19 protein-coding genes are annotated in these 22,984 nt (G+C 61.1%); 10 read left to right on the forward strand and 9 right to left on the reverse strand.

Annotated elements, in window-relative coordinates; all coding sequences use genetic code 11:
* The first annotated feature begins 24 nt into the window (after positions 1-24).
* Both AAHA41_RS15200 and AAHA41_RS15205 read left to right on the forward strand, forming a co-directional pair.
* Complete coding sequence (locus tag AAHA41_RS15200) at positions 25-675, forward strand: DNA mismatch repair protein MutT (protein WP_158113487.1); 651 nt, start codon at positions 25-27, stop codon at positions 673-675.
* Positions 672-1,175 carry a DUF523 domain-containing protein gene (locus tag AAHA41_RS15205; protein WP_323069999.1) on the forward strand — a complete coding sequence of 168 codons (504 nt, stop codon included), beginning with the start codon at positions 672-674 and terminating at the stop codon, positions 1,173-1,175. The genes AAHA41_RS15200 and AAHA41_RS15205 overlap by 4 nt, the downstream gene beginning before the upstream one ends.
* On the opposite strand, the gene AAHA41_RS15210 is transcribed toward AAHA41_RS15205, so the two are convergent.
* From AAHA41_RS15210 to AAHA41_RS15220, 3 genes are all read right to left on the reverse strand, one after another.
* Positions 1,100-2,065 (reverse strand): acyltransferase, encoded by a 966-nt coding sequence (locus AAHA41_RS15210; RefSeq protein WP_323069997.1) that lies wholly within the window; start codon positions 2,063-2,065, stop codon positions 1,100-1,102. The two genes, AAHA41_RS15205 and AAHA41_RS15210, sit on opposite strands and share 76 nt — an antisense overlap.
* A 6-nt stretch (positions 2,066-2,071) precedes the next feature.
* Positions 2,072-2,971, reverse strand: a complete 900-nt coding sequence (locus tag AAHA41_RS15215; protein ID WP_323069996.1) for an acyltransferase — start codon at positions 2,969-2,971, stop codon at positions 2,072-2,074.
* 126 nt (positions 2,972-3,097) lie between these two features.
* A complete protein-coding gene (locus AAHA41_RS15220) occupies positions 3,098-4,612 on the reverse strand; it encodes a YifB family Mg chelatase-like AAA ATPase (RefSeq protein WP_323069994.1) in 1,515 nt (504 codons plus the stop codon).
* A 384-nt stretch (positions 4,613-4,996) separates the two neighbouring features.
* On the opposite strand from AAHA41_RS15220, the gene ilvG reads away from it, so the two are divergent.
* The 6 genes from ilvG to ompA all read left to right on the forward strand — a co-directional run bounded on the left by ilvG (position 4,997) and on the right by ompA (position 12,708).
* Positions 4,997-6,643 carry an acetolactate synthase 2 catalytic subunit gene (gene ilvG / locus AAHA41_RS15225; RefSeq protein ID WP_323069992.1) on the forward strand — a complete coding sequence of 549 codons (1,647 nt, stop codon included), beginning with the start codon at positions 4,997-4,999 and terminating at the stop codon, positions 6,641-6,643.
* On the forward strand, positions 6,640-6,918 hold the full coding sequence (gene ilvM / locus AAHA41_RS15230) for an acetolactate synthase 2 small subunit (protein WP_005342011.1): 279 nt from the start codon (positions 6,640-6,642) through the stop codon (positions 6,916-6,918). Before ilvG ends, ilvM begins: the two co-directional genes overlap by 4 nt.
* Positions 6,919-6,930: 12 nt before the next feature.
* Positions 6,931-7,875, forward strand: coding sequence for a branched-chain amino acid transaminase (locus AAHA41_RS15235; RefSeq protein ID WP_040067634.1), 945 nt, complete (start codon positions 6,931-6,933; stop codon positions 7,873-7,875).
* 143 nt (positions 7,876-8,018) lie between these two features.
* Positions 8,019-9,860, forward strand: a complete 1,842-nt coding sequence (gene ilvD / locus AAHA41_RS15240; RefSeq protein ID WP_323069990.1) for a dihydroxy-acid dehydratase — start codon at positions 8,019-8,021, stop codon at positions 9,858-9,860.
* A gap of 3 nt (positions 9,861-9,863) precedes the next feature.
* Positions 9,864-11,384 (forward strand): threonine ammonia-lyase, biosynthetic, encoded by a 1,521-nt coding sequence (gene ilvA, locus AAHA41_RS15245; RefSeq protein ID WP_156854220.1) that lies wholly within the window; start codon positions 9,864-9,866, stop codon positions 11,382-11,384.
* A 232-nt stretch (positions 11,385-11,616) separates the two neighbouring features.
* Positions 11,617-12,708, forward strand: a complete 1,092-nt coding sequence (ompA, locus tag AAHA41_RS15250; protein WP_323069989.1) for a porin OmpA — start codon at positions 11,617-11,619, stop codon at positions 12,706-12,708.
* 373 nt (positions 12,709-13,081) lie between these two features.
* Here the strand turns inward: ompA and AAHA41_RS15255 are convergent, their stop codons facing one another.
* Positions 13,082-13,384 (reverse strand): hypothetical protein, encoded by a 303-nt coding sequence (locus tag AAHA41_RS15255; RefSeq protein WP_323069988.1) that lies wholly within the window; start codon positions 13,382-13,384, stop codon positions 13,082-13,084.
* Positions 13,385-13,823: 439 nt separating this feature from the next.
* Between AAHA41_RS15255 and mgtA the strand changes: the two genes are divergently transcribed.
* Positions 13,824-16,586 carry a magnesium-translocating P-type ATPase gene (gene mgtA, locus AAHA41_RS15260; protein WP_323069987.1) on the forward strand — a complete coding sequence of 921 codons (2,763 nt, stop codon included), beginning with the start codon at positions 13,824-13,826 and terminating at the stop codon, positions 16,584-16,586.
* A 129-nt stretch (positions 16,587-16,715) separates the two neighbouring features.
* Here the strand turns inward: mgtA and AAHA41_RS15265 are convergent, their stop codons facing one another.
* The 5 genes from AAHA41_RS15265 to AAHA41_RS15285 form a co-directional block, all read right to left on the reverse strand.
* Positions 16,716-17,825: a YeeE/YedE thiosulfate transporter family protein gene (locus tag AAHA41_RS15265; protein WP_323069985.1), complete on the reverse strand. Its 1,110-nt coding sequence runs from the start codon at positions 17,823-17,825 to the stop codon at positions 16,716-16,718.
* Between the two features lie 129 nt (positions 17,826-17,954).
* Positions 17,955-18,878, reverse strand: a complete 924-nt coding sequence (gene rarD / locus AAHA41_RS15270; protein ID WP_323069983.1) for an EamA family transporter RarD — start codon at positions 18,876-18,878, stop codon at positions 17,955-17,957.
* Positions 18,879-18,991: 113 nt separating this feature from the next.
* Positions 18,992-19,162 carry a hypothetical protein gene (locus AAHA41_RS15275; protein WP_005341999.1) on the reverse strand — a complete coding sequence of 57 codons (171 nt, stop codon included), beginning with the start codon at positions 19,160-19,162 and terminating at the stop codon, positions 18,992-18,994.
* A 125-nt stretch (positions 19,163-19,287) separates the two neighbouring features.
* Positions 19,288-20,784 carry an aldehyde dehydrogenase gene (locus AAHA41_RS15280; RefSeq protein WP_323069981.1) on the reverse strand — a complete coding sequence of 499 codons (1,497 nt, stop codon included), beginning with the start codon at positions 20,782-20,784 and terminating at the stop codon, positions 19,288-19,290.
* 124 nt (positions 20,785-20,908) lie between these two features.
* Positions 20,909-21,451, reverse strand: a complete 543-nt coding sequence (locus tag AAHA41_RS15285) for a cupin domain-containing protein (protein ID WP_041209486.1) — start codon at positions 21,449-21,451, stop codon at positions 20,909-20,911.
* A 186-nt stretch (positions 21,452-21,637) separates the two neighbouring features.
* Here AAHA41_RS15285 and AAHA41_RS15290 point away from each other — a divergent pair, with 186 nt between their 5' ends.
* The gene (locus tag AAHA41_RS15290) at positions 21,638-22,969 is read left to right on the forward strand and encodes an aspartate aminotransferase family protein (RefSeq protein ID WP_005357473.1); all 1,332 of its coding nucleotides are present in this window, start codon (positions 21,638-21,640) and stop codon (positions 22,967-22,969) included.
* Positions 22,970-22,984: the final 15 nt, after the last annotated feature.

The raw sequence follows: 22,984 nt of genomic DNA on the forward strand, positions 1-22,984 counted from the left end.
TGGAAGGCGAGCAGGGCGATCGGGATGCTGAGAATGAGTCTGGATATGGTGGTGCTGCGGTTGCATGAGGAGCGGCTCGAACTGCTGCTCGAGACCCGCGATCGCCCCCCTTTTGCCAACTGCTGGCAACTGCCTGCCCTCCGTATCGACGAGACGCTGGACCGGGATCTGGACGCCGCCCAGCGCCGCCTGCTGGCGGAGTGGGGGCTGGGTGACTGCTACAGCGAGCAGGTCTGTACTCTCGGCAATCTGGAGCGGGATCCCCGTGGCTGGTCCACCACCCTGGTTTACCTCTGTCTGGTGGCGCCTGAAGTGGAGACCCGCCACGGTTGCTGGCATCCGGTTTCGACCCTGCCGGGCATGAGCCTCGCCTTCGACCATCTCCAGCTCATCGCCAAGGGGCTGGAGCGACTGCGCATCAAGAGCCGCTACAGCACCCTGCCGCTGCAACTGCTTGGCACCGAATTCACCCTCTCCGAGGTGCAGCGTGCCTTCGAGATCATCCTGCAAACCCCCATGAATACGGCCGCCTTTCGCAAGCGGATCCATCGCGCCGACATTCTGGTGGATACCGGCCGCAAGCGTACCGGCAAACAGCGCCCCGCCATTCTCTACAGGATGGAAAGCCCCTGCTGTGTGATGTTCGATCAGGTGATGCACGGAGCGGAAGCATGAGCGCATCCCCTGTTCGAGTGCTGGTAAGCGCCTGTCTGCTGGGTCAGCCGGTGCGCTACGATGGTCAAAGCAAGGGGATCGTCAGCGACTGGCTGAGTGAGCTGGGTGCCGAGGGGCGGGTCTTGGCCTTTTGCCCCGAAGTGGCGGGCGGTCTGCCGACCCCGCGCCCTCCTGCCGAGCGGCAGGGCGATCGGGTAGTGACGGCGAGCGGGCTGGATGTGACTGAAGAGTTTGACCGCGGCGCCGAGCTGGCGCTGGAAATCTGTCAGGCGCAGGGTATTCGCTTCGCCCTGCTGAAAGAGGGGAGCCCCTCATGTGGCAGCGGCCGTATCTATAACGGCCGCTTCGAAGGTGTTTCTGTGGCGGGTGAGGGCAAGACCACCGCCCTGCTGCGCCGCCACGGTATTGCAGTGTTCTCCGAGGATCAGTTGGCCGAGTTGGCTTCTGCGCTCTCTTTGGATTCATCCCCGGATTTGGCGGCCACCGGCAGCGGCGCCTGACCGTTCTGCCATCCCTCCAGCACCTCGTCCTTCTCCTGCCAGCGCTGGTTTAGCCACTCCTGAAAACCGCGCTTGAACTGCTTGTCGTTGAAGTAATCCCCTATCAGCGCCTCATCCACCGGCAGCTCCTCGATCCGTACCTGAATGCGTTTTACCCGCCCCATCAGGAAGTCCTTGAACGGGGTCTCGGCGTTGTCCGGATAGCGGATGGTGACGTTGATCAAGCTGTCAAACTGCTCGCCCATGGCGGCCAGCGTAAAGGCCAGTCCTGCCGCTTTGGGCGGCATCAGGTGACGATAGCGGGAGCGGGCCGCATCCCGTTTCTGCTCGGTGAAACGGGTCCCTTCCACGAAATTGATGACGGTAGTGGGGATGTGGCGAAACTTCTCGCAGGCATTGCGGGTGGTCTCGATATCCTTGCCGCGCAGGTGCGGGTTGCGCAGCAGGAATTCCCGTGAGTAGCGGCGCATAAAGGGCATATCGAGCCCCCAGCAGGCGAGCCCCAGCAGCGGGATGTAGATGAGCTCGTGCTTCATGAAGAACTTGGGCACCGGCAGCCGATCCCGGAACAGGTGGCCGAGCACCACGATGTCGGTCCAGCTCATGTGGTTGCTGATGATGAGATACCAGCCATCCTTGCGCAGCCGGGTGCTGTCTTCCACCTGCCAGTCGATGCGGGTGGTGAGGCGGATCACCAGCGCGTTGCAGGCCAGCCACAGGCGCATGAAGCGGTTGTTGAGGCGGCTGCAGGCGCGGCCAAAGGCTGGCACCGGCAGCAGCAGTTTGGCCAGCGAAACCAGCAGGATCAGGCTGGCGCACAAGGCGGTAAAGAGAATGGTCAGGCCGGCGCTGATGAGCAGCACCAGCGGGCCGGGAAGCATGGATAACATGAGTGTTTACTGCGCCTTGGTTGCCAGCAGCTGGTTCAGGGTCTGGTCCTTCTCGTGCCAGATCCCGTTCAGCCACTGCTGAAACTCTTGTTGGAACTCGGGGTCATTGAAGTAATCCCCCACCAGTTTGCGGTCGATCGGCAAATAGCGGATCTGAACCTTGATTTGCCCGACCCGGCCGCACATGAAATCCCAGTAGCTGGGAATGCCGTCCGGGTAGGCGATGGTGACATCCACCAGTTGATGCAACTGGTCACCCATGGCGGCCAGAGTAAAGGCGATGCCGCCTGCGCGCGGATGGAGCAGGTGACGATAGGGCGAACCCTGCTTCTGATGTTTGCCCTTGGTGAAGCGGGTGCCTTCGACGAAGTTCATCACACTCACTGGAATGTGGCGGAACCGGGCACAGGCTTTACGGGTTGTCTCTATGTCTTTTCCCTTCAGATGGGGATGCTTTTCCAGAAATTTCCTGGAATATCGCCGCATGAAGGGGAAGTCGAGCGCCCACCATGCCAGACCGAGAAAAGGTACCCAAATCAGCTCTTTCTTGAGGAAAAACTTCAGGAAGGGAATTTTTTGGTTAAAAACCCGCTGCAGTACCAGTATGTCGACCCAGGATTGATGGTTGGCAATCACCATATACCACTCATTCCGGCACCCTTTGTCCACTCCGACCACATCGAAAGGGGTTCTGATGATGGTTTTCTGGATCAGATTGTTGAAACCTATCCAGCAGCTGGCACAGCCATCCAGCAGCCAGTTGCAGAGGGTACGCCACCCCTTGATGGGGAGCAGAAGTTTGAGCAGACCCAGCGAGAAGATGGGAACAAACCAGAAGAGGGTGTTGAAAAAATAGAGCAGGGTGGAGAGGCTGCCGCGCAGTCGCTCTATCAGCTTGTTGGGCATGAGTCGGGTCCGTCTTGCTGTCGATAAAGGGCCATCAAGTGGTCAGATCTGTGGCCATAATATCAGCCGATGGCCCGTGAGACCATTCAGAGCCGTTACGGGGTTGGACTCACCCTTTCCCTTCTGTCAGCTGCTGCGCAGTCGCGATAGCAGCCGATCCATGGCACGGTAGCCGAGCGCCTCGATAAGATGCTCCTTGCCGATAGCGGGTTGCCCGGCCAGATCGGCGATGGTACGAGATACCCGCAGGATGCGGTGCCAGGCCCGGATACTGAGCCCCAGCTTCTGGATGGCACCTTCCAAAAATTCGGCATCTTGCGGTGATAGTCGGCAAATATCCTCTATCTCGCGGCTATCCAGCAGATTGTTGAGCTTGCCGTTGCGGCTCAGCATCCGCTCCCGTGCCGCCAGCACCCGATCACGGATCTGCCGGCTCGACTCCCCCCGCTCCGCCTTGCCGGTCAGACTCCCCTTGGGCAGCAGTGGCACCTCCACCGTCAGGTCGAAGCGGTCGAGAAAGGGGCCGGAGAGTTTGCCGAGGTAGCGCAAGATCTGATCCGGGCTGGAGCGGGTCTGGCCATCGCCATAGTGGCCACAGGGGCTGGGATTCATGGCGCCCACCAGCTGGAAGCGGGCGGGGAAATCCACCTGACGGGCGGCCCGGCTGATGGTGATATGGCCCGTCTCCAGTGGCTCGCGCAGGGAGTCGAGCACCTTGCGCTCGAACTCGGGCAGCTCGTCGAGAAACAGTACTCCGTTGTGGGCCAGCGATATTTCGCCGGGCCGCGGGTGGCTGCCACCGCCCACCAGCGCCACCGCCGAGGCGCTGTGGTGCGGGGTGCGATAGGGTCTGTGGTGCCAGTGACCGGCGCGCGGGGTGAGACCTCCGATGGAGTGGATGGCGGCAGTCTGCTGCGCTTCCTGCTCGTTCAGCGGCGGCAGAATGCCGGGCAGACGGCTGGCCAACATGCTCTTGCCGGTGCCGGGCGGGCCGATGAACAGCAGGTTGTGGCTGCCGGCGGCTGCGATCTCCAGCGCCCGCTTGGCCTGTGACTGGCCGATCACATCCTGCAGATCCGGTACATCGGGCAGGCTCTCCGCGCTTAGTTGAGCCGGCAGTGGCAGCTCGTACTGGCCGGCCAGCCAGGCGGTGACGGCCAGCAGTTGGTGGGCGGTGCGCACCTCGGCATCCTGAATCAGGGAGGCTTCGGGGCCGTTCTCCCGCGGTACCAGCAGGGTGCGTCCCGCATCGCGGCAGGCGAGCACGGCGGGTAGCACCCCGAGCACGGGGCGAATTTCGCCGGTCAGGGCCAATTCGCCTAAAAATTCGTGATCGAGCAGGTATTTTGCAGGTATTTGTTTGGAAGCAGCGAGAATCCCAATGGCGATGGCCAGATCGAAACGGCCCCCCTCCTTGGGTAGATCAGCGGGGGCCAGATTGACCGTGATGTGTTTGCTCGGAAACTCGAAATTGCCGTTGAGCAGGGCGCTGCGCACCCGATCCCGCGACTCCTTCACCGAGGTTTCCGGCAGGCCGACCATGTTGAAGGCGGGCAGGCCATTGGAGAGGTGAACTTCCACTGTAACTTGCGGGGCCGCGATCCCGAGGCTGGCACGGCTATAAACCACAGCTAATGACATAAATCCCGTCCTTGAGTTGATATATGTTCTGACTAACTGCTTGTTGTTGGTTTTTTATTCCAGAGTTCCGGCTGGGGAATAGCCAAAATCAGTGGGTTGTCACAGAAAAAAGGCTTGCCCAATAAAAATCACCGTGCTAGTTCTAATAGCCATTCGCGGTAGAAACCGCCCCAATTTCACAGGATTTCCGGTTGTAACTATGAACATGGCCTCCCGTTTCGTCAGCATTATTGTGGTCCTAGTGGTGATTATTATCTCACCGCTCGGGGCTCGTTTAGCTGCACGGAACAAGGGATAGACCCACCACCGGACAGAACGAAACAAGCGACCCCCGAGCCTTACAGCCCGGGGGTTTTTTTTCGACCAAAGGACAGGATTTTCCACATGAACGGCGCGCAGTTTTTGGTACAGGCTCTCAAGAAACAGGGGGTGACCCAGGTGTTTGGTTACCCGGGCGGGGCCATCATGCCGGTCTACGATGCCCTGTATGACGGTGGTCTGGCCCATCAGCTTTGTCGCCACGAGCAGGGTGCCGCCATGGCGGCGGTGGGTTATGCCCGCGCCTCCGGTCAGGTGGGAGTCTGCATTGCTACCTCCGGCCCCGGCGCCACCAATCTGGTGACCGGTCTGGCGGAGGCGCTGCTCGACTCGGTGCCGTTGGTGGCCATCAGCGGGCAGGTACCCTGTTCCGCCATCGGCACCGATGCGTTTCAGGAGGTCGACGTGCTCGGCATGTCCCTCTCCTGCACCAAGCACTCCTTCATGGTGACCGATGCCGCCGATCTGGGGCGGGTGCTGGCAGAAGCTTTTGCCATCGCCACCGAAGGGCGCCCCGGGCCTGTGCTGATCGATCTCCCCAAGGATGTGCAGCTGGCCGCCGTGCCGCCCCAGAGCCCGCTGTTTGCGGTGGAGGAGCCGGAGGCGCTCAACCTCTCGGAGTTGACCGCAGCCCGCACCCTGCTGGCTGCCGCCGAGCGTCCGGTGCTTTACGTCGGTGGCGGAGTAGGCATGGCCAATGCCGAGCAGCAGTTGCGTGACTTTGCCGCCGCCACCGGCATGCCAGCGGTCACCACTCTCAAGGGGATCGGCGCGCTCGACCCCGACAGTACCGTTTATCTGGGCATGCTCGGCATGCACGGCACCAAGGCGGCCAACTATGCGGTGCAGCAGTGCGATCTGCTGCTGGTGGTGGGCGCCCGTTTCGATGATCGGGTGACCGGCAAGCTGGAGGAGTTTGCCCCCGAGGCCAAGGTGATCCATCTCGATGTGGATGCCGCCGAGTTTGGCAAGCGCCGCGCCGCCGAGGTGGGTATCACCACGGATCTCAAGCAGGTGTTGCCACGCCTCGCCATGACTCTCGACATCGTCCCCTGGCGTGGACACTGCGCCGCCATGGCCCGCGAATATGCCTTTCGCTACGACCATCCGGGTCAGGCCATCTACGCTCCGGCTTTGCTCAAACAGCTATCTGCCAAGTTGCCGGAGAGCAGCGTGGTCGCCTGCGACGTGGGTCAGCACCAGATGTGGGTCGCCCAGCACATGCGCTTCACCAGTCCGCGCAACCACCTCTCCAGCGCCGGTCTCGGCACCATGGGCTTCGGTCTGCCGGCCGCCATCGGGGCCAAGATGTCGCGCCCGGAGGATGAAGTGGTGCTGGTGAGCGGTGATGGCTCTTTCATGATGAACGTGCAAGAGCTCGGCACCATCCGCCGCGCCCAACTCAAGGTGAAGATGGTGCTGCTGGACAACCAGCGCCTCGGCATGGTGCGCCAGTGGCAGGAACTATTCTTCGACGGCCGCTACAGCGAGACCATCCTTTCCGACAACCCCGATTTCGTCGCCCTGGCTGCTGCTTTCGGCATCCCCGGCGAAACCATCACATGCAAGGAGCAGATAGCCGGTGCCCTCGATCGCCTGCTGGCAAGCGAAGGCGCCTATCTGCTGCATGTGGCTATTTCAGAGGAAGAAAACGTCTGGCCCCTGGTTCCGCCGGGAGTCGCCAACCACAAGATGATGGAGCAACGCCCATGAACCCGCACACCCTTGCCCAGCCAGCATTTGCACAGCACACCCTGCATATCCACGCCCAGCCCAGACCCGAAGTGATGGAGCGGGTGTTGCGGGTGGTGCGCCACCGCGGCTTCAATCTCTGCGCCTTGAATATGGAGCAGGATTGCCAACAGCTGCGGATCACGGTTACTGTCGAGTCGGTGCGTCCCATCCAGCAGTTGTGGAGCCAGCTGGTGAAGCTGGTGGACGTCTCCCGGGTCGATGCACTGGAACAGCAACCCCGGATCAGAGCTTAAGGAGCCAAGCCAATGTCACAGCCTTCCCAATCCGCCACTCACCCCCAATACATCTGGTTCAACGGCAAACTGGTGCCTTGGCAGGATGCCCAGGTGCACGTGATGAGCCACGCCTTGCACTACGGCTCCTCGGTGTTCGAGGGGGTACGCGCCTACGATACCCCCAAGGGCACCTGCATCTTCCGTCTGCAGGAGCACACCCGCCGCCTGTTCGACTCCGCCAAGATTTACTGGATGGACGTCCCCTACAGCGAGTCCGAAGTGAATGAAGCCTGCCGCACTGTGGTGCGCGAGAACGGCCTGAAGAGCGGCTACCTGCGCCCGCTGGCCTTTGTCGGCAACGTGGGGCTGGGGCTGCATCCGCCGCTGGATGCCAAGGCTGACCTGATGGTGGCTGCCCTGCCGTGGGGCGCTTATCTGGGGGAAGAGGGGCTGAAAAACGGGGTGGATGTGTGCGTCACCTCATGGAACCGGCTCGCTCCCAACACCATTCCCACCGGCGCCAAGGCAGGCGGCAACTACCTCTCTTCCCAGCTGATCAGCCGCGAGGCCAAACGCAACGGCTTCGCCGAGGGGCTGGCGCTGGACGTGAACGGCTACCTGAGCGAAGGGGCGGGGGAGAACCTTTTCCTGGTGAAGAACGGCGTGCTGTTTACCCCGCCCGCTACCGCCGCCATTCTGCCCGGCATCACTCGTGACACCATCATGACGCTGGCGCGTGACTTGGGTTACGAGGTGCGCGAGCAGGCGCTGCCCCGTGAGGCGCTGTACGTTGCAGACGAGATCTTTATGACCGGCACCGCCGCCGAGGTGACCCCGGTGCGCTCCGTTGATCGGATGAAGGTGGGCGCTGGCAGCCGTGGCCCGGTGACCGAGCAGTTGCAGAACGCCTTCTTCGGCCTGTTCAATGGCAAGACCGAAGACAAGTGGGGCTGGCTGACGCCCGTCAACGACTGATGAGAGAGGGGAGGCGCAGTGCCTCCCCGAGTCGCTTCCGGTGAGCGCTTCCCAGAGGAGCCTTCACCAGGATCGATTCCGATCCACTCGTATCATCACCGCATAACGCATCGAGCCCATATGGGCATTCAGGGAGTAGAGACATGCCGAAGTTGAGATCCGCCACCACCACCCACGGACGTAACATGGCCGGGGCCCGCGCCCTGTGGCGTGCCACCGGAATGACCGATCAGGATTTCGGCAAACCCATCATCGCCGTGGTCAACTCCTTTACCCAGTTTGTGCCGGGTCACGTCCACCTCAAGGATCTGGGTCAGCTGGTGGCGCGCGAGATTGAAGCCGCTGGCGGCGTTGCCAAGGAGTTCAACACCATCGCCGTGGATGACGGCATCGCCATGGGCCACGGCGGCATGCTCTACTCCCTGCCATCGCGCGAGCTGATTGCCGATTCGGTGGAGTATATGGTCAACGCCCACTGCGCCGACGCCATGGTCTGCATCTCCAACTGCGACAAGATCACCCCGGGGATGCTGATGGCGGCCCTGCGTATCAATATCCCGGTCATTTTTGTCTCCGGCGGCCCGATGGAAGCGGGCAAGACCAAGCTCTCCGACCAGATCATCAAGCTGGATCTGGTGGACGCCATGATTCAGGGCGCCGACCCCAAGGTGTCGGATTCCCAGAGCGAACAGGTGGAGCGCAGCGCCTGCCCCACCTGCGGCTCCTGTTCCGGCATGTTCACCGCCAACTCCATGAACTGTCTGACCGAGGCGCTCGGCCTTTCCCAGCCGGGCAACGGCTCCATGCTGGCTACCCACAGCGACCGCGAGCAGCTGTTCAAGCTGGCGGGTCAGCGCATCGTGACTCTGGCCAAGCGCTGGTATGAGCAGGACGATGCCTCGGCACTGCCGCGCAACATCGCCACCAAGGCTGCGTTCGAGAACGCCATGGCGCTCGACATCGCCATGGGTGGCTCCACCAATACCGTGCTGCACCTGCTGGCAGCGGCGCAGGAGGCGGGCGTCGACTTCACCATGGCCGATATCGACCGCATGTCCCGCAAGGTGCCGCAGCTCTGCAAGGTGGCGCCCTCCACCCAGAAATATCATATGGAAGATGTGCACCGCGCCGGTGGCGTAGTGGCCATTCTGGGCCAGCTGGAGAAAGCGGGTCTGGTGCATGGGGATGCCCGTACCGTGCTGGGTTGCTCCCTCGTCGAACAGCTCAATGAATATGATGTCAGCCGCCAGCCCAGTCAGGAGGTGGTGGACTTCTATCGCGCTGGCCCGGCCGGTATCCGCACCACCAAGGCGTTCAGCCAGGATTGCCGCTGGCCGGAGCTGGATCTGGACAGAGCCGAAGGGTGCATCCGCTCGCTGGACAACGCCTACAGCCAGGAGGGCGGTCTTGCGGTGCTCTCTGGCAACCTCGCGGTCAATGGCGCCATCGTCAAGACGGCCGGTGTGGATGAGGAGAACCTCACCTTCCGTGGCCCGGCCCGGGTATTCGAGAGTCAGGAGAGTGCGGTGAACGGCATCCTCGACGGCACAGTGAAAGCAGGTGAAGTAGTGGTGATCCGCTACGAAGGGCCGAAAGGGGGCCCCGGCATGCAGGAGATGCTCTACCCCACCACCTATCTGAAATCCATGGGCCTCGGCAAGGCGTGTGCCCTGATCACCGATGGCCGTTTCTCCGGCGGCACCTCGGGCCTCTCCATCGGCCACGTCTCGCCGGAGGCCGCTTCCGGCGGCACTATCGGTCTGGTGGAGGATGGCGACATCATCAACATCGACATCCCGGCTCGCAGCATGGTGCTGGAGGTGGCTGACAGCGTGCTGGCCGCCCGCCGCGTCGCCGTCGAGGCCCGTGGCTGGAAGCCGCTCGATCGCCAGCGTCAGGTCTCCTTTGCCCTGCGCGCCTACGCCATGTTCGCCACCAGCGCCGACAAGGGCGCGGTGCGCGATCGCTCGATGCTGGGGGAATAAATCATGGTCTCTGCGGCTGATTATCTACGCAAGGTGCTGCTCTCCCCTGTCTATGAGGCGGCGCGGGTCACCCCATTGCAAACCCTGAAGAAACTCTCCGAGCGGCTCGGCAACCACGTCAGCCTGAAGCGGGAGGATCTGCAACCGGTCCACTCCTTCAAGCTGCGCGGTGCCTACCACAAGATCGCTACCCTGACCGAAGAGCAGAAGGCGCGCGGCGTCATCGCCGCCTCCGCCGGCAACCACGCGCAGGGGGTCGCCCTGTCGGCCGCCAAGCTCGGTATCAAGGCGATCATCGTGATGCCCAAGACCACGCCGGACATCAAGATCGATGCGGTGCGCCGTCAGGGCGGCAACGTCATGCTGTTTGGCAACAGCTTCGACGAGGCCTACGGCGAGAGTCGCCGCCTCTCCGAGCTGGAGGGCTACACCCTGATCCCGCCGTTTGACGACGTCGAGGTGATCGCCGGGCAGGGCACCATCGGCAAAGAGCTGCTGGAGCAGGATACCCACCTCACCCACGTGTTCGTGCCGGTGGGCGGCGGCGGCTTGGCCGCCGGGGTGGCGGTCTACATCAAACAGCTGCTGCCGGATGTGAAGGTGATCGGGGTGGAGGCGGAGGGTTCCGCCTGCCTCAAGGCTGCGCTGGCAGCGGGCGAGCCGGTCAATCTGGAGCGGGTCTCGCTGTTTGCGGACGGGGTGGCGGTCAAGCGCATCGGCGAGGAGACCTTCCGCCTGTGCAACCAGTATCTGGACGAGGTGGTGACAGTCTCCAACGACCAGATCTGCGCCGCGCTCAAAGACATCTTCGATGACTGCCGCGCCATCGCCGAGCCGTCGGGGGCCCTGTCGCTGGCCGGCCTCAAGGCCTACAGCGAGCGGGAGCAGATCAAAGGGGGGCGGATGGCGGCCATTCTCTCCGGTGCCAACGTCAACTTCCACAGCCTGCGTTACGTGTCGGAGCGCTGCGAGATTGGCGAGAAGCGTGAGGGCATGCTGGCGGTGACCATCCCCGAGCGCAAGGGGGCCTTCCTCGACTTCTGCCGTCAGCTCGGGCCGCGCATGGTAACCGAGTTCAACTATCGCTATGCGGATGCCGAGCAGGCGTCGCTGTTCGTCTCGGTGCGCCTCACCGGCGGTGACGAGGAGCTCGGGCAGATCATCGATCAGCTCGGTGGCAACGGCTACCCGGTAGTCAATATGACCGAGAGCGAGCTGGCCAAGAACCACGTGCGCTACATGATTGGCGGCCGCCCGGCCCGGCCCCTCGGTGAACGGCTCTATAGCTTCAAGTTTCCGGAGCAGCCTGGCGCCTTGATGCGTTTTCTCGAGACCTTGGGTTGCCGCTGGAACATCAGCCTGTTCCACTACCGCAACCACGGTGCCGACTACGGCCGGGTGCTCTGTGCCTTCGAGCTGCCGGACGAGGACGTGGCCGCCTTCCACGACTACCTGCACGAGATTGGCTACGGCTGGAAAGAGGTGAGCGACGACCCCGCCTACCGGCTGTTTCTGGCCAGTTGATGGCACGATCGCGATGAAGAAGGAGGGAGGCGTTGGCCTCCCTTTTTTATTGGCAGGCCGCTAACTGGCTGTTTTTAGCGCAGATAATGCAGGCAAGCTCACACTCCTGATGGCTTGGTCATTTGAGGCTGGCAGTGGATGGGATAACCTGAATGCGGCGAGGCCGCCTGACGGCTTCACACAGGGAGAGTGCGCATTCAGGCGCCTAAACGACTTATTGCAGAGGCTGAACATGAATAAATCGATGCTTGCCGTGTTGGTCGGTGGATTGCTGGCTGCGGGCGCCGTGCAGGCGGCTGCTCAGGACAATACCTGGTATGCCGGTGGCAAGGCCGGTTGGTCCAACTACTACGGTGTAGATAAAAACCAGGATATCGCCAGTGCCTTCAATGCTGTAGGCAACAACAGTGAGGACAAGAACGATCTGGGGTTGGGTGCATTCGCCGGTTACCAGCTCAATCCCAATCTCGGTTTTGAACTGGGCTACGATTGGCTCGGCAAGTACAAGATGAGTGGCGGCAGCGGGGTGACGACACTCGATGGCGAGGCGAAGAGCCAGCTGGTGCAGGCCACTATGAAGATCAGCTTCCCGGCGACCGGTACCCTTGATCTCTATGGTCGCCTGGGTGGCGGCTATGCCTGGACGGATAGCAAGATCAGCTTTGGCGGATCGAGCTATACCGGCAAGAAACATGGTGCCGCCTTTGTCGGGGCGCTGGGGGCCGAGTACACCATCGACCAGAACTGGGCGGCGCGTCTGGAGTACCAATACACCACCCCGCTGGGCGACACCTCCATCGATCGTTCAGGCATCGAGCTGGACAACGGCTTGCTGGCGTTCGGCATGCTCTATCGTTTCGGCCAGCAAGGGGAGGCCGCTCCGGCTCCAGCTCCGGTAGTTGCCGCCCCGGCGCCAGCCGTGGTGGTGGCACCCAAGGAGTTCAGCCTGAGTTCCGACGTGCTGTTCGAGTTCAACAAGGCGACCCTCAAGCCGGCCGCCAGCGAGGCACTCGACGCTCTGTTCAGCCAGATCGTGGCAGCCAATCCGAAGGACGGGGTGGCAACGGTGATCGGCTATACCGACCGTATCGGCTCAGACAATTACAACCTCGCCCTCTCCGAGAAGCGGGCCCAGAGTGTGGCCAGCTATCTGGTGGCCAAGGGACTCTATGCCGACAAGGTTCGGGTCGAGGGGCGTGGCAAGGCCAATCCGGTAACCGGCAGCAACTGCGCCAGCCACTCCAAACAGGCGCTGATCGCCTGTCTGGCACCGGATCGCCGGGTCGAAGTCCATCTGGAAGGGGTTTCCCATCCGGCTCAATAAGATGACAAGAAAAGCGGGAAGCCTGGCCTCCCGTTTTTTTATGGACAACAGGTCGTGCAAGACAATGAATCAGCGAATATTTTCGATATGGAAAATATCGGTGATATGGGAGGGAAATAAATAGATGAAAAAATATCGATTTAAACTTTGCTCCCGCAGAGCCTTTTGGTTAGAATCCCTGCGTGTTATCAACAGATGGATGAATATTATGGACTGCGACAGTTGTAGCCGATTGCAAATCGCGATGCGGGTTTACCAGAGCTGAGGCCGAATATTCTCTCTTTTCCTCCTCACTCTGATTGCTCGAACGTAGCATTAGAGTGCAGCATTTCAATGAGTCACCACTGACTCCCGCAACAGCTAAAGCCCCGTTTTAACAGGGATTGTCGTTGCAAACCGGATTGTTCCGCTCATCTGCGAGCCGCACCGCCTCGCGAATCATGTAATCGCACGCTTCATCGTCGCCCCTGTTGCGCCGCAAGTCCGTGTTGCCGTCGAGCAGCATCTGACTGGCCGTTGAGCAGCCGGGGCGCGAGCGGGCGTCGAATAACAAGATGAATTCCACCATATTGAAAACGGCTCTGTTTTCGATAGGCGTGGTTGCGAATAAATATATCTTGGATGTGTGTGAAATATATATTTGGTGGTTTTGATTTTCCGCCGAAATATATTTCATGGCCTGTCACTTTTCTGTGAATGGCCAAATGAAACACGCCTGACATTATTTGACTCGCGCAATTATCTTGTAGTTCGCAATTGTTATCCTGATTTTCGTTATCACTTACTGGCACTGCTGGCGGATACCCGTATCCGGCCATGTGCCCTGGCAAACTCGGAGGAAAACCGATGACCGAAGAGCCCAAACCTCGACCCTCGGGGTCCACGCCTCCCCACTCCTGATCCCCCTGCGGGGACGGGATGCGGTGTCCTGACCCCTGATCTGACCCAACCATGCTGGTTAGCGCGACGGCAGACATTTGTCTGACGGGCCGCCCCGTGCGCGGCGATTGAGCGCATCGACAGCGTGTTGGGTTCACAGCCTTCGATATCAGTACTGACGCCAGGCCAAGCCCGCGACGGGGCCCGCTTGCGCGTAAAAATCAGGATAAAGAGTCATGAAACAACAACATACCGCCAGCCGGCACAAGCAGAAGGGCTTTGTTGCGCCGGGCACGCAGAGAGAGAAAATCTCCTCCCGGGTGCTCGACGAGGCCGACAAATCCCTCGAGTACACCCTCACCGCCGTGCGCAGCAACATCGACGGTCTGACCGCGACCGAGGCAGCCAATCGGCTGGCCGAGTTCGGTCTCAACGAGGTGAATCACGACAAGCCGCCCCATGCGCTGATCCAGCTGCTGCAGGCGTTCAAGAACCCCTTTGTAATGGTGCTGATCGCGCTGGGTCTGGTCAGCTACGTCATGGATGTACTGATGGCCGAGCCGGGTGACGAGGATTGGGTCAAGGTGATTATCCTCGGCGTGATGGTCAGCCTGAGCGGTCTGCTCCGTTTCTGGCAGGAGTATCGCTCCGCCAAGGCGGCCGAGGCGCTCAAGTCACTGGTACGCAATACCGCCACCGTGCAGCGCCGTCCCTCGCCGGGGGCGACACCCCAGCGCAAGGAGGTGGCGATGACCGAGCTGGTGGTCGGTGACATTGTGCACCTGCAGGCGGGGGACATGATCCCGGCTGACATCAAGCTGATCGAATCCCGCGATCTCTTCATCAGCCAGGCTGTGCTGACCGGCGAAGCACTGCCGGTCGAGAAGTACGACACTCTGGGCGCTGTGGCCGGCAAGTCGGCGGAAGGCTCCGGTGCTGGCGATGTCGGCATGCTCGATCTGCCCAACATCTGCTTTATGGGTACCAACGTGGTGAGCGGTACAGCCCGTGCTGTGGTGGTGGCCACCGGCAGTGATACCTACTTCGGTTCGCTGGCCCGCAATGTGGTGAGTCACAAGCGCATCGAGACCAGCTTCGATCGCGGCGTAAACAGCGTCACCAGGCTGCTGATCCGCTTCATGCTGGTGATGGTGCCCATCGTCTTTATGCTCAACGGCATCAGCAGTGGCGACTGGATGTCGGCACTTACCTTCGCGCTGGCAGTGGCGGTGGGCCTTACCCCAGAGATGCTGCCGATGATTGTCTCCGCCAACCTGGCGCGGGGCGCGGTGGCGATGGCCAAACGCAAGGTGGTGGTGAAGCGGCTCAACTCGGTGCAGAACTTTGGTGCCATGGATGTGCTCTGCACCGACAAGACCGGCACCCTGACTCAGGACAAGATCATCCTCGAGCACCACTACGACGTGCGTGGCAATCGGGACGACCGGATCCTGCAGCTGGCCTGGCTCAACAGCTTTCATCAGAGCGGCATGAAGAACCTGATGGATATCGCGGTGATCGAACACGCCGATGCCCTGGGTGAGAGCTGCAAGCCGGCCAACTATGGCAAGGTGGACGAGCTGCCGTTCGACTTCGTGCGCCGTCGCCTGTCAGTCATTGTGCAGGACGATCTGGGCCAGCAGCTGATGGTCTCCAAGGGGGCGGTGGAAGAGATGCTGGCCGTCTCCGGCCATATCGCCGATGGCAAGGAGATCCGCGCACTGACCGACGCCGATCGCCATGCCCTGCTGCGCCAGAGCGAGGAGTTCAACGCCGAGGGGTATCGGGTGCTGATCGTGGCAACCCGCGAGATCCCGGCGGGCGAGCGCAAGCAGAGCTATCGCACCAGTGATGAGGTCAATCTGGTGGTGCGCGGCTTCCTCACCTTCTTCGATCCGCCCAAGGATTCGGCTGCTCCTGCCATCCGCGCGCTGAACGACTATGGCGTGGTGGTCAAGGTGCTGACCGGCGACAACCCCATCATCACCAGCAAGGTGTGTCGCGATGTGGGGCTGGAGCCCGGTGTGCCGCTGCTCGGCAAGGATATCGAAGGGATGGACGACGTGGCGCTGTGCGAGGCGGTCAAACAGACCACCATCTTCGCCAAGCTCACCCCGCTGCAGAAGTCGCGGGTGGTGAAGGCGCTGCAGGCCAACGGCAACACCGTCGGTTTCCTCGGTGACGGCATCAATGACGCGCCGGCGCTGCGGGATGCGGACGTAGGGATCTCGGTGGACAGCGGTGCCGACATCGCCAAGGAGACCGCCGACATCATCCTGCTGGAGAAGAGCCTGATGGTGCTGGAGGAGGGGGTGATCAAGGGGCGCGAGACCTTTGGCAACATCTTGAAGTACCTCAACATGACCGCCAGCTCCAACTTCGGCAACGTCTTTTCGGTGCTGGTCGCTTCCGCCTGGCTGCCCTGGGCACCCATGCTGGCGATGCAGATGCTGATCCAGAATCTGGTGTATGACGTCTCCCAGATGCTGCTGCCGTGGGACAAGATGGATCCCGAGTTCCTCAAGCGGCCGCGCAAGTGGGAGGCGAGCAACATCAAGCGCTTCATGCTGTGGCTTGGCCCGACCTCGTCGGTGTTCGATATCAGCACCTACTGCCTGATGTGGTTCGTGTTCGGTGCCGGTGCCCTCTATGCCACCGCCAACGGCAGCATGGATCCGCTGATCAACGGTCAGGCCATCATGAACTCCGGCTGGTTTATCGAGGGGCTGGTGTCGCAGACGCTGGTGGTACATATGCTGCGTACCCGCAAGATCCCGTTCCTGCAGAGTACCGCTACCCTGCCGGTACTACTCTCCACCTCGATCGCCATTGCCATCGGCTGCTACCTGCCCTTCTCGCCTGTGGCTGAGCACTTCGGCTTCATCACTCTGGATGGGCCCAAGTACTTCATGTGGCTGGTGATCACCATGCTGGCCTACATGGGGCTGACCCAGACCGTCAAGACCATCTACATCAAGCGCCACGGCCAGTGGTTCTGATGAGGAGTTAGCAAAAAGGCCGGAGTGATCCCGGCGCGACAGAAAAAAGAGAGCCAGCCCGCGCAAGCGGACTGGCTCTCTCTATTTGGTGTGACCCGACTCCCTTGTTGGCGAGTACCGGCCTGTGGCTTAGAGCTTGAACAGCGGGCGCAGACGGATGCCGATCAGGCTGCCGGCGAGGGCCATCAGCATCCAGACCCAGCCGTGCAGGCTGCCGGAGGCGGTGCCGTCGAAGAAGCCGCCGAGGTTGCAGGCGCTGTACATGGCGCCCATCCCCATCAGCAGGCCGCCGAGGATGGAGGCCAGACTGTTGCCGATCCGCATCGGGGCGAAGTTGCCGCCACCGCTGATGCAACGCGCCAGCATGGCCCCCAGAATGCCGAGCCAGAACATGCCGACCATGGGATTGATGAAGAGTGGCTGGGCCAGCTTGGGGTTGCCCTCGAACAGGCCGAACAGAGAGGCGCAGCGCAGCGCCATGTCATAGACGGCGCCTGTGATGGTCCAGGCCGAGCCGTGCAGGGCGACGACAGTGGAGTTGAGCACTGCGATGATGATGCCGCCGGTCAGCACGGTGAAGCGGCCATCGCGCCAGAACAGGTTGCCGCCGCTGAAGAGGGGCTTGAGCTCGCCGGTGCGCTTGAGTTCGCTCTTGCGAAACAGCAGGAACAGCGCGGCGACCAGCGCCAGGTTGAGCACCATGCCGCTCCAGATATTGCCGGTCAAATCCTTGGCCAGCACCACATGGCTGGAGAAGGTGGCCTCCAGTTCGGGGCGGAACTGGTTGCTGATGAGGGTGCCGATGCCGTAGCAGATCAGCACCAGCCAGAAGCGGGGTTGTCCCTCGCCGCAGCAATAAAGAGTACCGGTGGCACAGACGCCAGCCAGCTGCATGCCGATGCCGAACAGGAAGGCACCGACGATGAAAGGAATGCCGATAGCCATCACGTTACCCACCATGGCATCGCCAAACAGGGCGTGACTAAAGGAGAGGAAGGTGGTGAACAGCAGAATTTCGATGGCGATGGTGAGCAGGTGAACCCGCACATAGTAGCTGTTGCGCTTGGTCAGCATCTCGCGCCAACCGAACACGATGCCGAAGCGGCTGAAGGAGAGGGTGAAGCCGAAGCCGAATCCGATCAGGGCCATCAAAGCCCATTTCATACCAAAGGTGTTGCCGAGCCAGAGTAACGCTCCCCCCGCGATTGCCACGATGGGGAGCGACCATTTTCGATTCATAACCGTTAATCCTTATAGCTGGATGGAGAATAGGGAGTGCGGATCCTATTCCCTCATTGAATCCAAGGCTACCGGTTTAGCAAAGAATGAAGCGAGCAAACGGCATCTCGCTGCTGATGGTTTTGTTATCTACTGGTTTGATTTTGAAGGATTTATGCTGCTTGCCGCTGCAGGTGCCTTGCCGTTGCGCAGTCCATCCAGGGTAAAGATCACCAGTGCGCTCCAGATGCAGGCGAAGGTGATGAGCTTGTCCATTGCCAGCGCCTCACCGTAAAGGGTGACGGCCAGGATGAACATCATGCTGGGGCCTATGTACTGGAAGAAACCCAGGGTGGAGAGCTTGAGCCGGGTGGCCGCCGCGGTGAAGCAGAGCAGGGGAGCCGTGGTGACGGCGCCGGCGGCGATCAGCAGCAGGTTGAGCTGCCAGCTGTTCTCCGTCATGTGGCTGGTCGGGCTGTCGGCGATGCCCCACAGGTAGAAGGCGGCCGCAGGCAGCATGATGAGTGTCTCCAGCAGCAGGCCGGTGAGTGCATCAAGGGCCAGCTTTTTGCGCACCAGACCATATAGAGCAAAGCTCGACGCCAGCACCAGCGCGATCCAGGGCAGGGAGCCGAAGGCGATGAGCTGGATTGCCACCCCGATAAAGGCGAGGGCGACCGCCCACCACTGCAGGCGGCGCAGCTTCTCGCTCAGAAACAGCATGCCCAGCAGCACGTTGAACAGCGGATTGATGTAGTAGCCGAGGCTGGCATCCAGCATATGGCCATTGTTGATGGCCCAGATGAAGAGCAGCCAGTTGCCCCCCACCGTGAAGGAGGTAAAGGCGAGGGTAAGCAGCACTTTCGGCCGACGCAGTACCGCCTGCACCTTGTGCCACTGGCGGCCCAGCAGTACCAGCACCATCAGCAGGGCGCAGGACCAGATCACCCTGTGGGTGAGGATCTCGATGGCCGGCACGGCGGCAATGGTTTTGAAATAGATCGGGGCTATGCCCCAAAGGGTGTAAGCGCTCAGGGCGTAGATGATCCCCTCGCGCTGGGTCTGTTGCGACATGCGGATAGCCTTCACTGGAGTGCGGATGTTGGAAAAACATCGCAAAAAATCAGTGTAGCGATCCTTGTGCGGGGAAAGAAGCGAATAAAGCGAAGTCTGGCGGAGGAGAGGGATCAGCCTTTACCGCGGCGGATCTTGTCCACATCCATCAGCAGCCACAGCATCAGGGCGATAGCGGAGATCCAGGGGCCCCAGGTCACGTAGGCCTCGCCGTGCCCCAGCACGAAGAAGAGCAGGGGCAAACCGATCACCAGAAACAGGACACTTCCCAGAAAAAATAGCATTTTTGTCTTTATATTTAATGGCTTGCTTATTTGATGATTATATCGATTGTGCCGCCTGATGGAAGACCGAAATGCAAAAGGGGGGATTTCTCCCCCCTTGCTGATGATGATGGCTATTTATCCCCTTATTCGAGCTGGATCCAGGTACTTTTCAGCTCGGTATATTTCTCCAGCGCGTGCAACGACTTGTCGCGACCGTTGCCGGACTGTTTGAAGCCGCCAAACGGCATGGTCATGTCGCCGCCATCCCAGTTGTTGACGAAGACGGTGCCGGCGCGCAGGGCGCGTGAGCCCTTGACCGCCTTGTTGAGATCCGCCGTCCAGATTGCCGCGGCCAGTCCGTAGTCGGTGTCGTTGCCGAGCGCGATAGCCTCCTCCAGCGTATCGAAGCCGGTCACAGCCAGCACCGGGCCGAAGATCTCCTCGCGGAAGATACGCATCTGCGGAGTGACTTCATCGAAAATAGTGGGTTCGATATAGAAGCCGCCGCTCACTGTGTTGGTGCGGTTGCCCCCCAGCAGCAGCTTGGCCCCCTCCTGTTTGCCAATTTCGATATAGCGCAGCACCTGCTCCATCTGGATGTGATCCACCATGGCGCCGATGCGGGTAGCGGGGTCGAGCGGGTTGGCCGAGATCCACTCGCGGGCATGGGCCAGCAGTCGCTCCATAAATTGCGGCTTGATGCTGTTTTGCACCAGCAGCCGGGAGGCGGCGGTACATACCTCGCCCTGGTTGTAGAAGATGGCACCTGCGGCGCTTCTGGCGGCAGCATCCAGATCGGGCACGTCAGCCAGAATGATGTTGGGGCTCTTGCCGCCGCACTCCATAAAGGCGCGCTTGAGGTTGGACTTGCCGGAGCACTCCACCAGATGCTTGCCGATTTTGGTGGAGCCGGTGAAGGTGATGCAGTCCACATCCATGTGCATGGCCAGCGCCTCGCCGACGGTGTGACCGAAGCCCGGCAGCACATTGAATACGCCGTCGGGAATGCCCGCCTCCTTGGCCAGACCCGCGATGCGCAGGGCGGTCAGGGGGGACTTTTCGGAAGGCTTGAGAATGACCGAGTTGCCGGTGGCGAGCGCCGGGCCCAGCTTCCAGCAGGCCATCACCAGCGGGAAGTTCCAGGGAACGATGGCGGCGACGACCCCGAGTGGTTCGCGGGTCACCAGCGCCAGAGCGGACTCCTCGACCGGTGCGACCTGATCGTAAATCTTGTCGATCGCTTCGGCGTTCCAGGCGATGCAGTTGGCTGCGGCCGGAGCGTCATAGCCCATGGCATCGCCGATGGGTTTGCCCATGTCCAGCGACTCCAGCAGCGCCAGTTCCAGTTTGTTGAGACGCATCAGTTCGGCGAAGCGCTGTAGGATCTGCTTGCGCTGTTTCGGTGGCAGGCCGCTCCAGCGCTTGTCATCGAATGCGGCACGAGCGGCCTGTACCGCCAACTCGGCATCGGCGGCGTCGCAGGCGGCCACTTTGGTCAGCAGCTTGCCGTTGGCCGGGTTGATGCAGTCGAAGGTGGCGCCATTGATGGCATCCCGGTAGCTGCCATCGATAAAGGCTTGCGAGGGCAGAGTCAGGTGGGAGGCCTTGTGTTGCCACTGGGCCAGGGTCAGGTCACTCATGTTCACTCCTTGAACCGGCAAAAGTCACTATCTGCGTATCAATATGCTAAACATCTTGCCGCTTGTAAATCCATTCTGTAACAATTCATTAAACATTGAGCCGTTTTTAACCGATGCCCGTCAGTTAGAAACTGGCGGGGGTGTTGGCTGAAATCAGCACGCACTCCTGCTCGCCCACGTTGCGAAAACGGTGGGGGGTACGGCTGTCGAAGTAGTAGCCATCGCCCGGCGTCAGCAGGTAGATCTGCTCGCCGACGGTCACCTCAACCTCGCCCTTGATGACGATGCCGCACTCTTCACCCTCGTGGCTCAGCATGTCGTCACCAGTGTCGGCTCCGGCAGGCAGGATCTCCTGCATCATGCCGATGGCGCGGTTGGCACGGCTGTGGCCCACCAGTCGGTAACTGATGGGATGGGTGCCGAGATCCGGCATATCGGCGGCGCGAAAGACCACTTCGGAGTCCATTTCGGTCTCGTCGGTAAAGAAGCTGGCCAGCGACATGGGGATCCCTTCCAGCACCTTGCGCAGGGAGGCAACCGACGGGCTCACCTGATTTTTCTCGATCTGGGAGATGAATCCGTTGGTCACGCCGGAGCGTTTGGCCAGCTCGCGCTGGGAGAGGCCGGCTTTGGTGCGAACCGCCTTGAGGCGGTGGCCGATATCCATCGATAGACACTCCTTGACTGTTTACTATTATTAAATTTGTGTTAAATATCTTATACCACCCCGTTCAGCACAGCTAGCTGGGGTGAGATCAGATAGGGCCATAATGAGCCCTTTTTTAAGGATTTAGGTGTTTAATTTAATAGGCAATGGCCGATAGTTGCTAAACACCTTAAGGATGAGGTGACCATGAAACCGATCAGCGACATTAATACCCCCTCCGACATGTCCGCCTTCTGGATGCCGTTCACCGCCAACCAGCAGTTCAAGGCGGCGCCGCGCATCCTGAAGTCGGCGGAGGGGATGTATTATCACTCAGAGGATGGCCGCAAGATACTGGATGGCACAGCCGGACTCTGGTGTTGCAACGCGGGCCATGGTCGGCGCGAGATTGCCGAGGCGGTCTCTCAGCAGATTTCCCACCTCGATTTTGCCCCCACTTTCCAGATGGGCCACCCGCTGCCGTTCGAGCTGGCCAACAAGCTGGTGGAGATTGCTCCCAAGGGTTTTGGCCACGTCTTCTATACCAACTCCGGCTCCGAGTCGGTCGATACCGCTCTCAAAATCGCGCTGGCCTGGCAGCGGGCGCGCGGTCAGGGCACTCGCACCCGGCTGATTGGCCGCGAGCGTGGTTACCACGGGGTCGGCTTCGGTGGCATCTCCGTGGGGGGCATTCCCGGCAACCGCAAGTGGTTTGGTTCCCTGCTGACCGGGGTGGATCATCTGCCCCATACCCTCAACATCGCCAAGAATGCCTTCACCAAAGGGCTGCCCGAGGAGGATGTGGCGCTGGCCGACGAGCTGGAGAAGATCGTCTTCCTGCACGATGCCAGCAATATTGCGGCGGTGATCGTCGAGCCCATCGCCGGCAGTACCGGCGTGCTGATGCCGCCCAAAGGCTACCTCAAGCGGCTGCGGGAGATCTGCACCAAGCACGGCATCCTGCTGATTTTTGACGAGGTGATCACCGGTTTCGGTCGCCTCGGCTCCCCCTTCGCCGCCCAGGAGTTCGATGTCATCCCCGACATGATCACCTGCGCCAAGGGGCTGACCAACGGCGCCATCCCCATGGGGGCGGTGCTGGTGCAGAAGCACATTTATGACGACATGATGGCGGCAGGCAAGGGGGCTATCGAGCTGTTCCACGGCTACACCTATTCCGGTCATCCGGTGGCTGCTGCTGCGGGTCTGGCGACCCTCGAGATCTATCGCAACGAGAACCTGCTCAGCCGCGCCGCCGATCTGGCAGGCTACTGGGAGGAGGCGGCCCATTCGCTGAAGGGCTGCAAGCATGTGAAGGATGTGCGCAACTACGGGCTGGTAGCGGGCATCGAGCTGGAGTCCATGCCGGATGCGCCGGGCAAGCGCGCCTACGAGGTGTTCGTGCGCTGCTTCGAGAAAGGTGCGCTGATCCGGGTGACCGGCGACATCATCGCCCTGTCGCCACCCCTCATTATCGAGCGCAGTCAGATCGACGATCTCTTCACCCTGCTGCAGGATGCCCTGCAGGCCCAACCCTAACCCATTTGGTGGCCC

Source organism: Aeromonas sp. SER, assembly GCF_038739615.1.
GTDB classification, from domain to species: domain Bacteria; phylum Pseudomonadota; class Gammaproteobacteria; order Enterobacterales; family Aeromonadaceae; genus Aeromonas; species Aeromonas jandaei.

Coding starts and splice junctions, on each gene's coding strand:
- rarD (WP_323069983.1), bottom strand. CDS start 18,878: ATGTCGCAACAGACCCAGCGCGAGGGGATCATCTACGCCCTGAGCGCT.
- AAHA41_RS15285 (WP_041209486.1), bottom strand. CDS start 21,451: ATGGATATCGGCCACCGCCTCAAGGCGGTTCGCACCAAAGCCGGCCTC.
- AAHA41_RS15235 (WP_040067634.1), top strand. CDS start 6,931: ATGTCACAGCCTTCCCAATCCGCCACTCACCCCCAATACATCTGGTTC.
- AAHA41_RS15280 (WP_323069981.1), bottom strand. CDS start 20,784: ATGAGTGACCTGACCCTGGCCCAGTGGCAACACAAGGCCTCCCACCTG.
- AAHA41_RS15205 (WP_323069999.1), top strand. CDS start 672: ATGAGCGCATCCCCTGTTCGAGTGCTGGTAAGCGCCTGTCTGCTGGGT.
- AAHA41_RS15220 (WP_323069994.1), bottom strand. CDS start 4,612: ATGTCATTAGCTGTGGTTTATAGCCGTGCCAGCCTCGGGATCGCGGCC.
- AAHA41_RS15255 (WP_323069988.1), bottom strand. CDS start 13,384: ATGAAATATATTTCGGCGGAAAATCAAAACCACCAAATATATATTTCA.
- AAHA41_RS15290 (WP_005357473.1), top strand. CDS start 21,638: ATGAAACCGATCAGCGACATTAATACCCCCTCCGACATGTCCGCCTTC.
- AAHA41_RS15265 (WP_323069985.1), bottom strand. CDS start 17,825: ATGAATCGAAAATGGTCGCTCCCCATCGTGGCAATCGCGGGGGGAGCG.
- ilvA (WP_156854220.1), top strand. CDS start 9,864: ATGGTCTCTGCGGCTGATTATCTACGCAAGGTGCTGCTCTCCCCTGTC.
- mgtA (WP_323069987.1), top strand. CDS start 13,824: ATGAAACAACAACATACCGCCAGCCGGCACAAGCAGAAGGGCTTTGTT.
- AAHA41_RS15210 (WP_323069997.1), bottom strand. CDS start 2,065: ATGTTATCCATGCTTCCCGGCCCGCTGGTGCTGCTCATCAGCGCCGGC.
- AAHA41_RS15215 (WP_323069996.1), bottom strand. CDS start 2,971: ATGCCCAACAAGCTGATAGAGCGACTGCGCGGCAGCCTCTCCACCCTG.
- AAHA41_RS15200 (WP_158113487.1), top strand. CDS start 25: ATGCTGAGAATGAGTCTGGATATGGTGGTGCTGCGGTTGCATGAGGAG.
- ompA (WP_323069989.1), top strand. CDS start 11,617: ATGAATAAATCGATGCTTGCCGTGTTGGTCGGTGGATTGCTGGCTGCG.
- ilvM (WP_005342011.1), top strand. CDS start 6,640: ATGAACCCGCACACCCTTGCCCAGCCAGCATTTGCACAGCACACCCTG.
- AAHA41_RS15275 (WP_005341999.1), bottom strand. CDS start 19,162: ATGCTATTTTTTCTGGGAAGTGTCCTGTTTCTGGTGATCGGTTTGCCC.
- ilvG (WP_323069992.1), top strand. CDS start 4,997: ATGAACGGCGCGCAGTTTTTGGTACAGGCTCTCAAGAAACAGGGGGTG.
- ilvD (WP_323069990.1), top strand. CDS start 8,019: ATGCCGAAGTTGAGATCCGCCACCACCACCCACGGACGTAACATGGCC.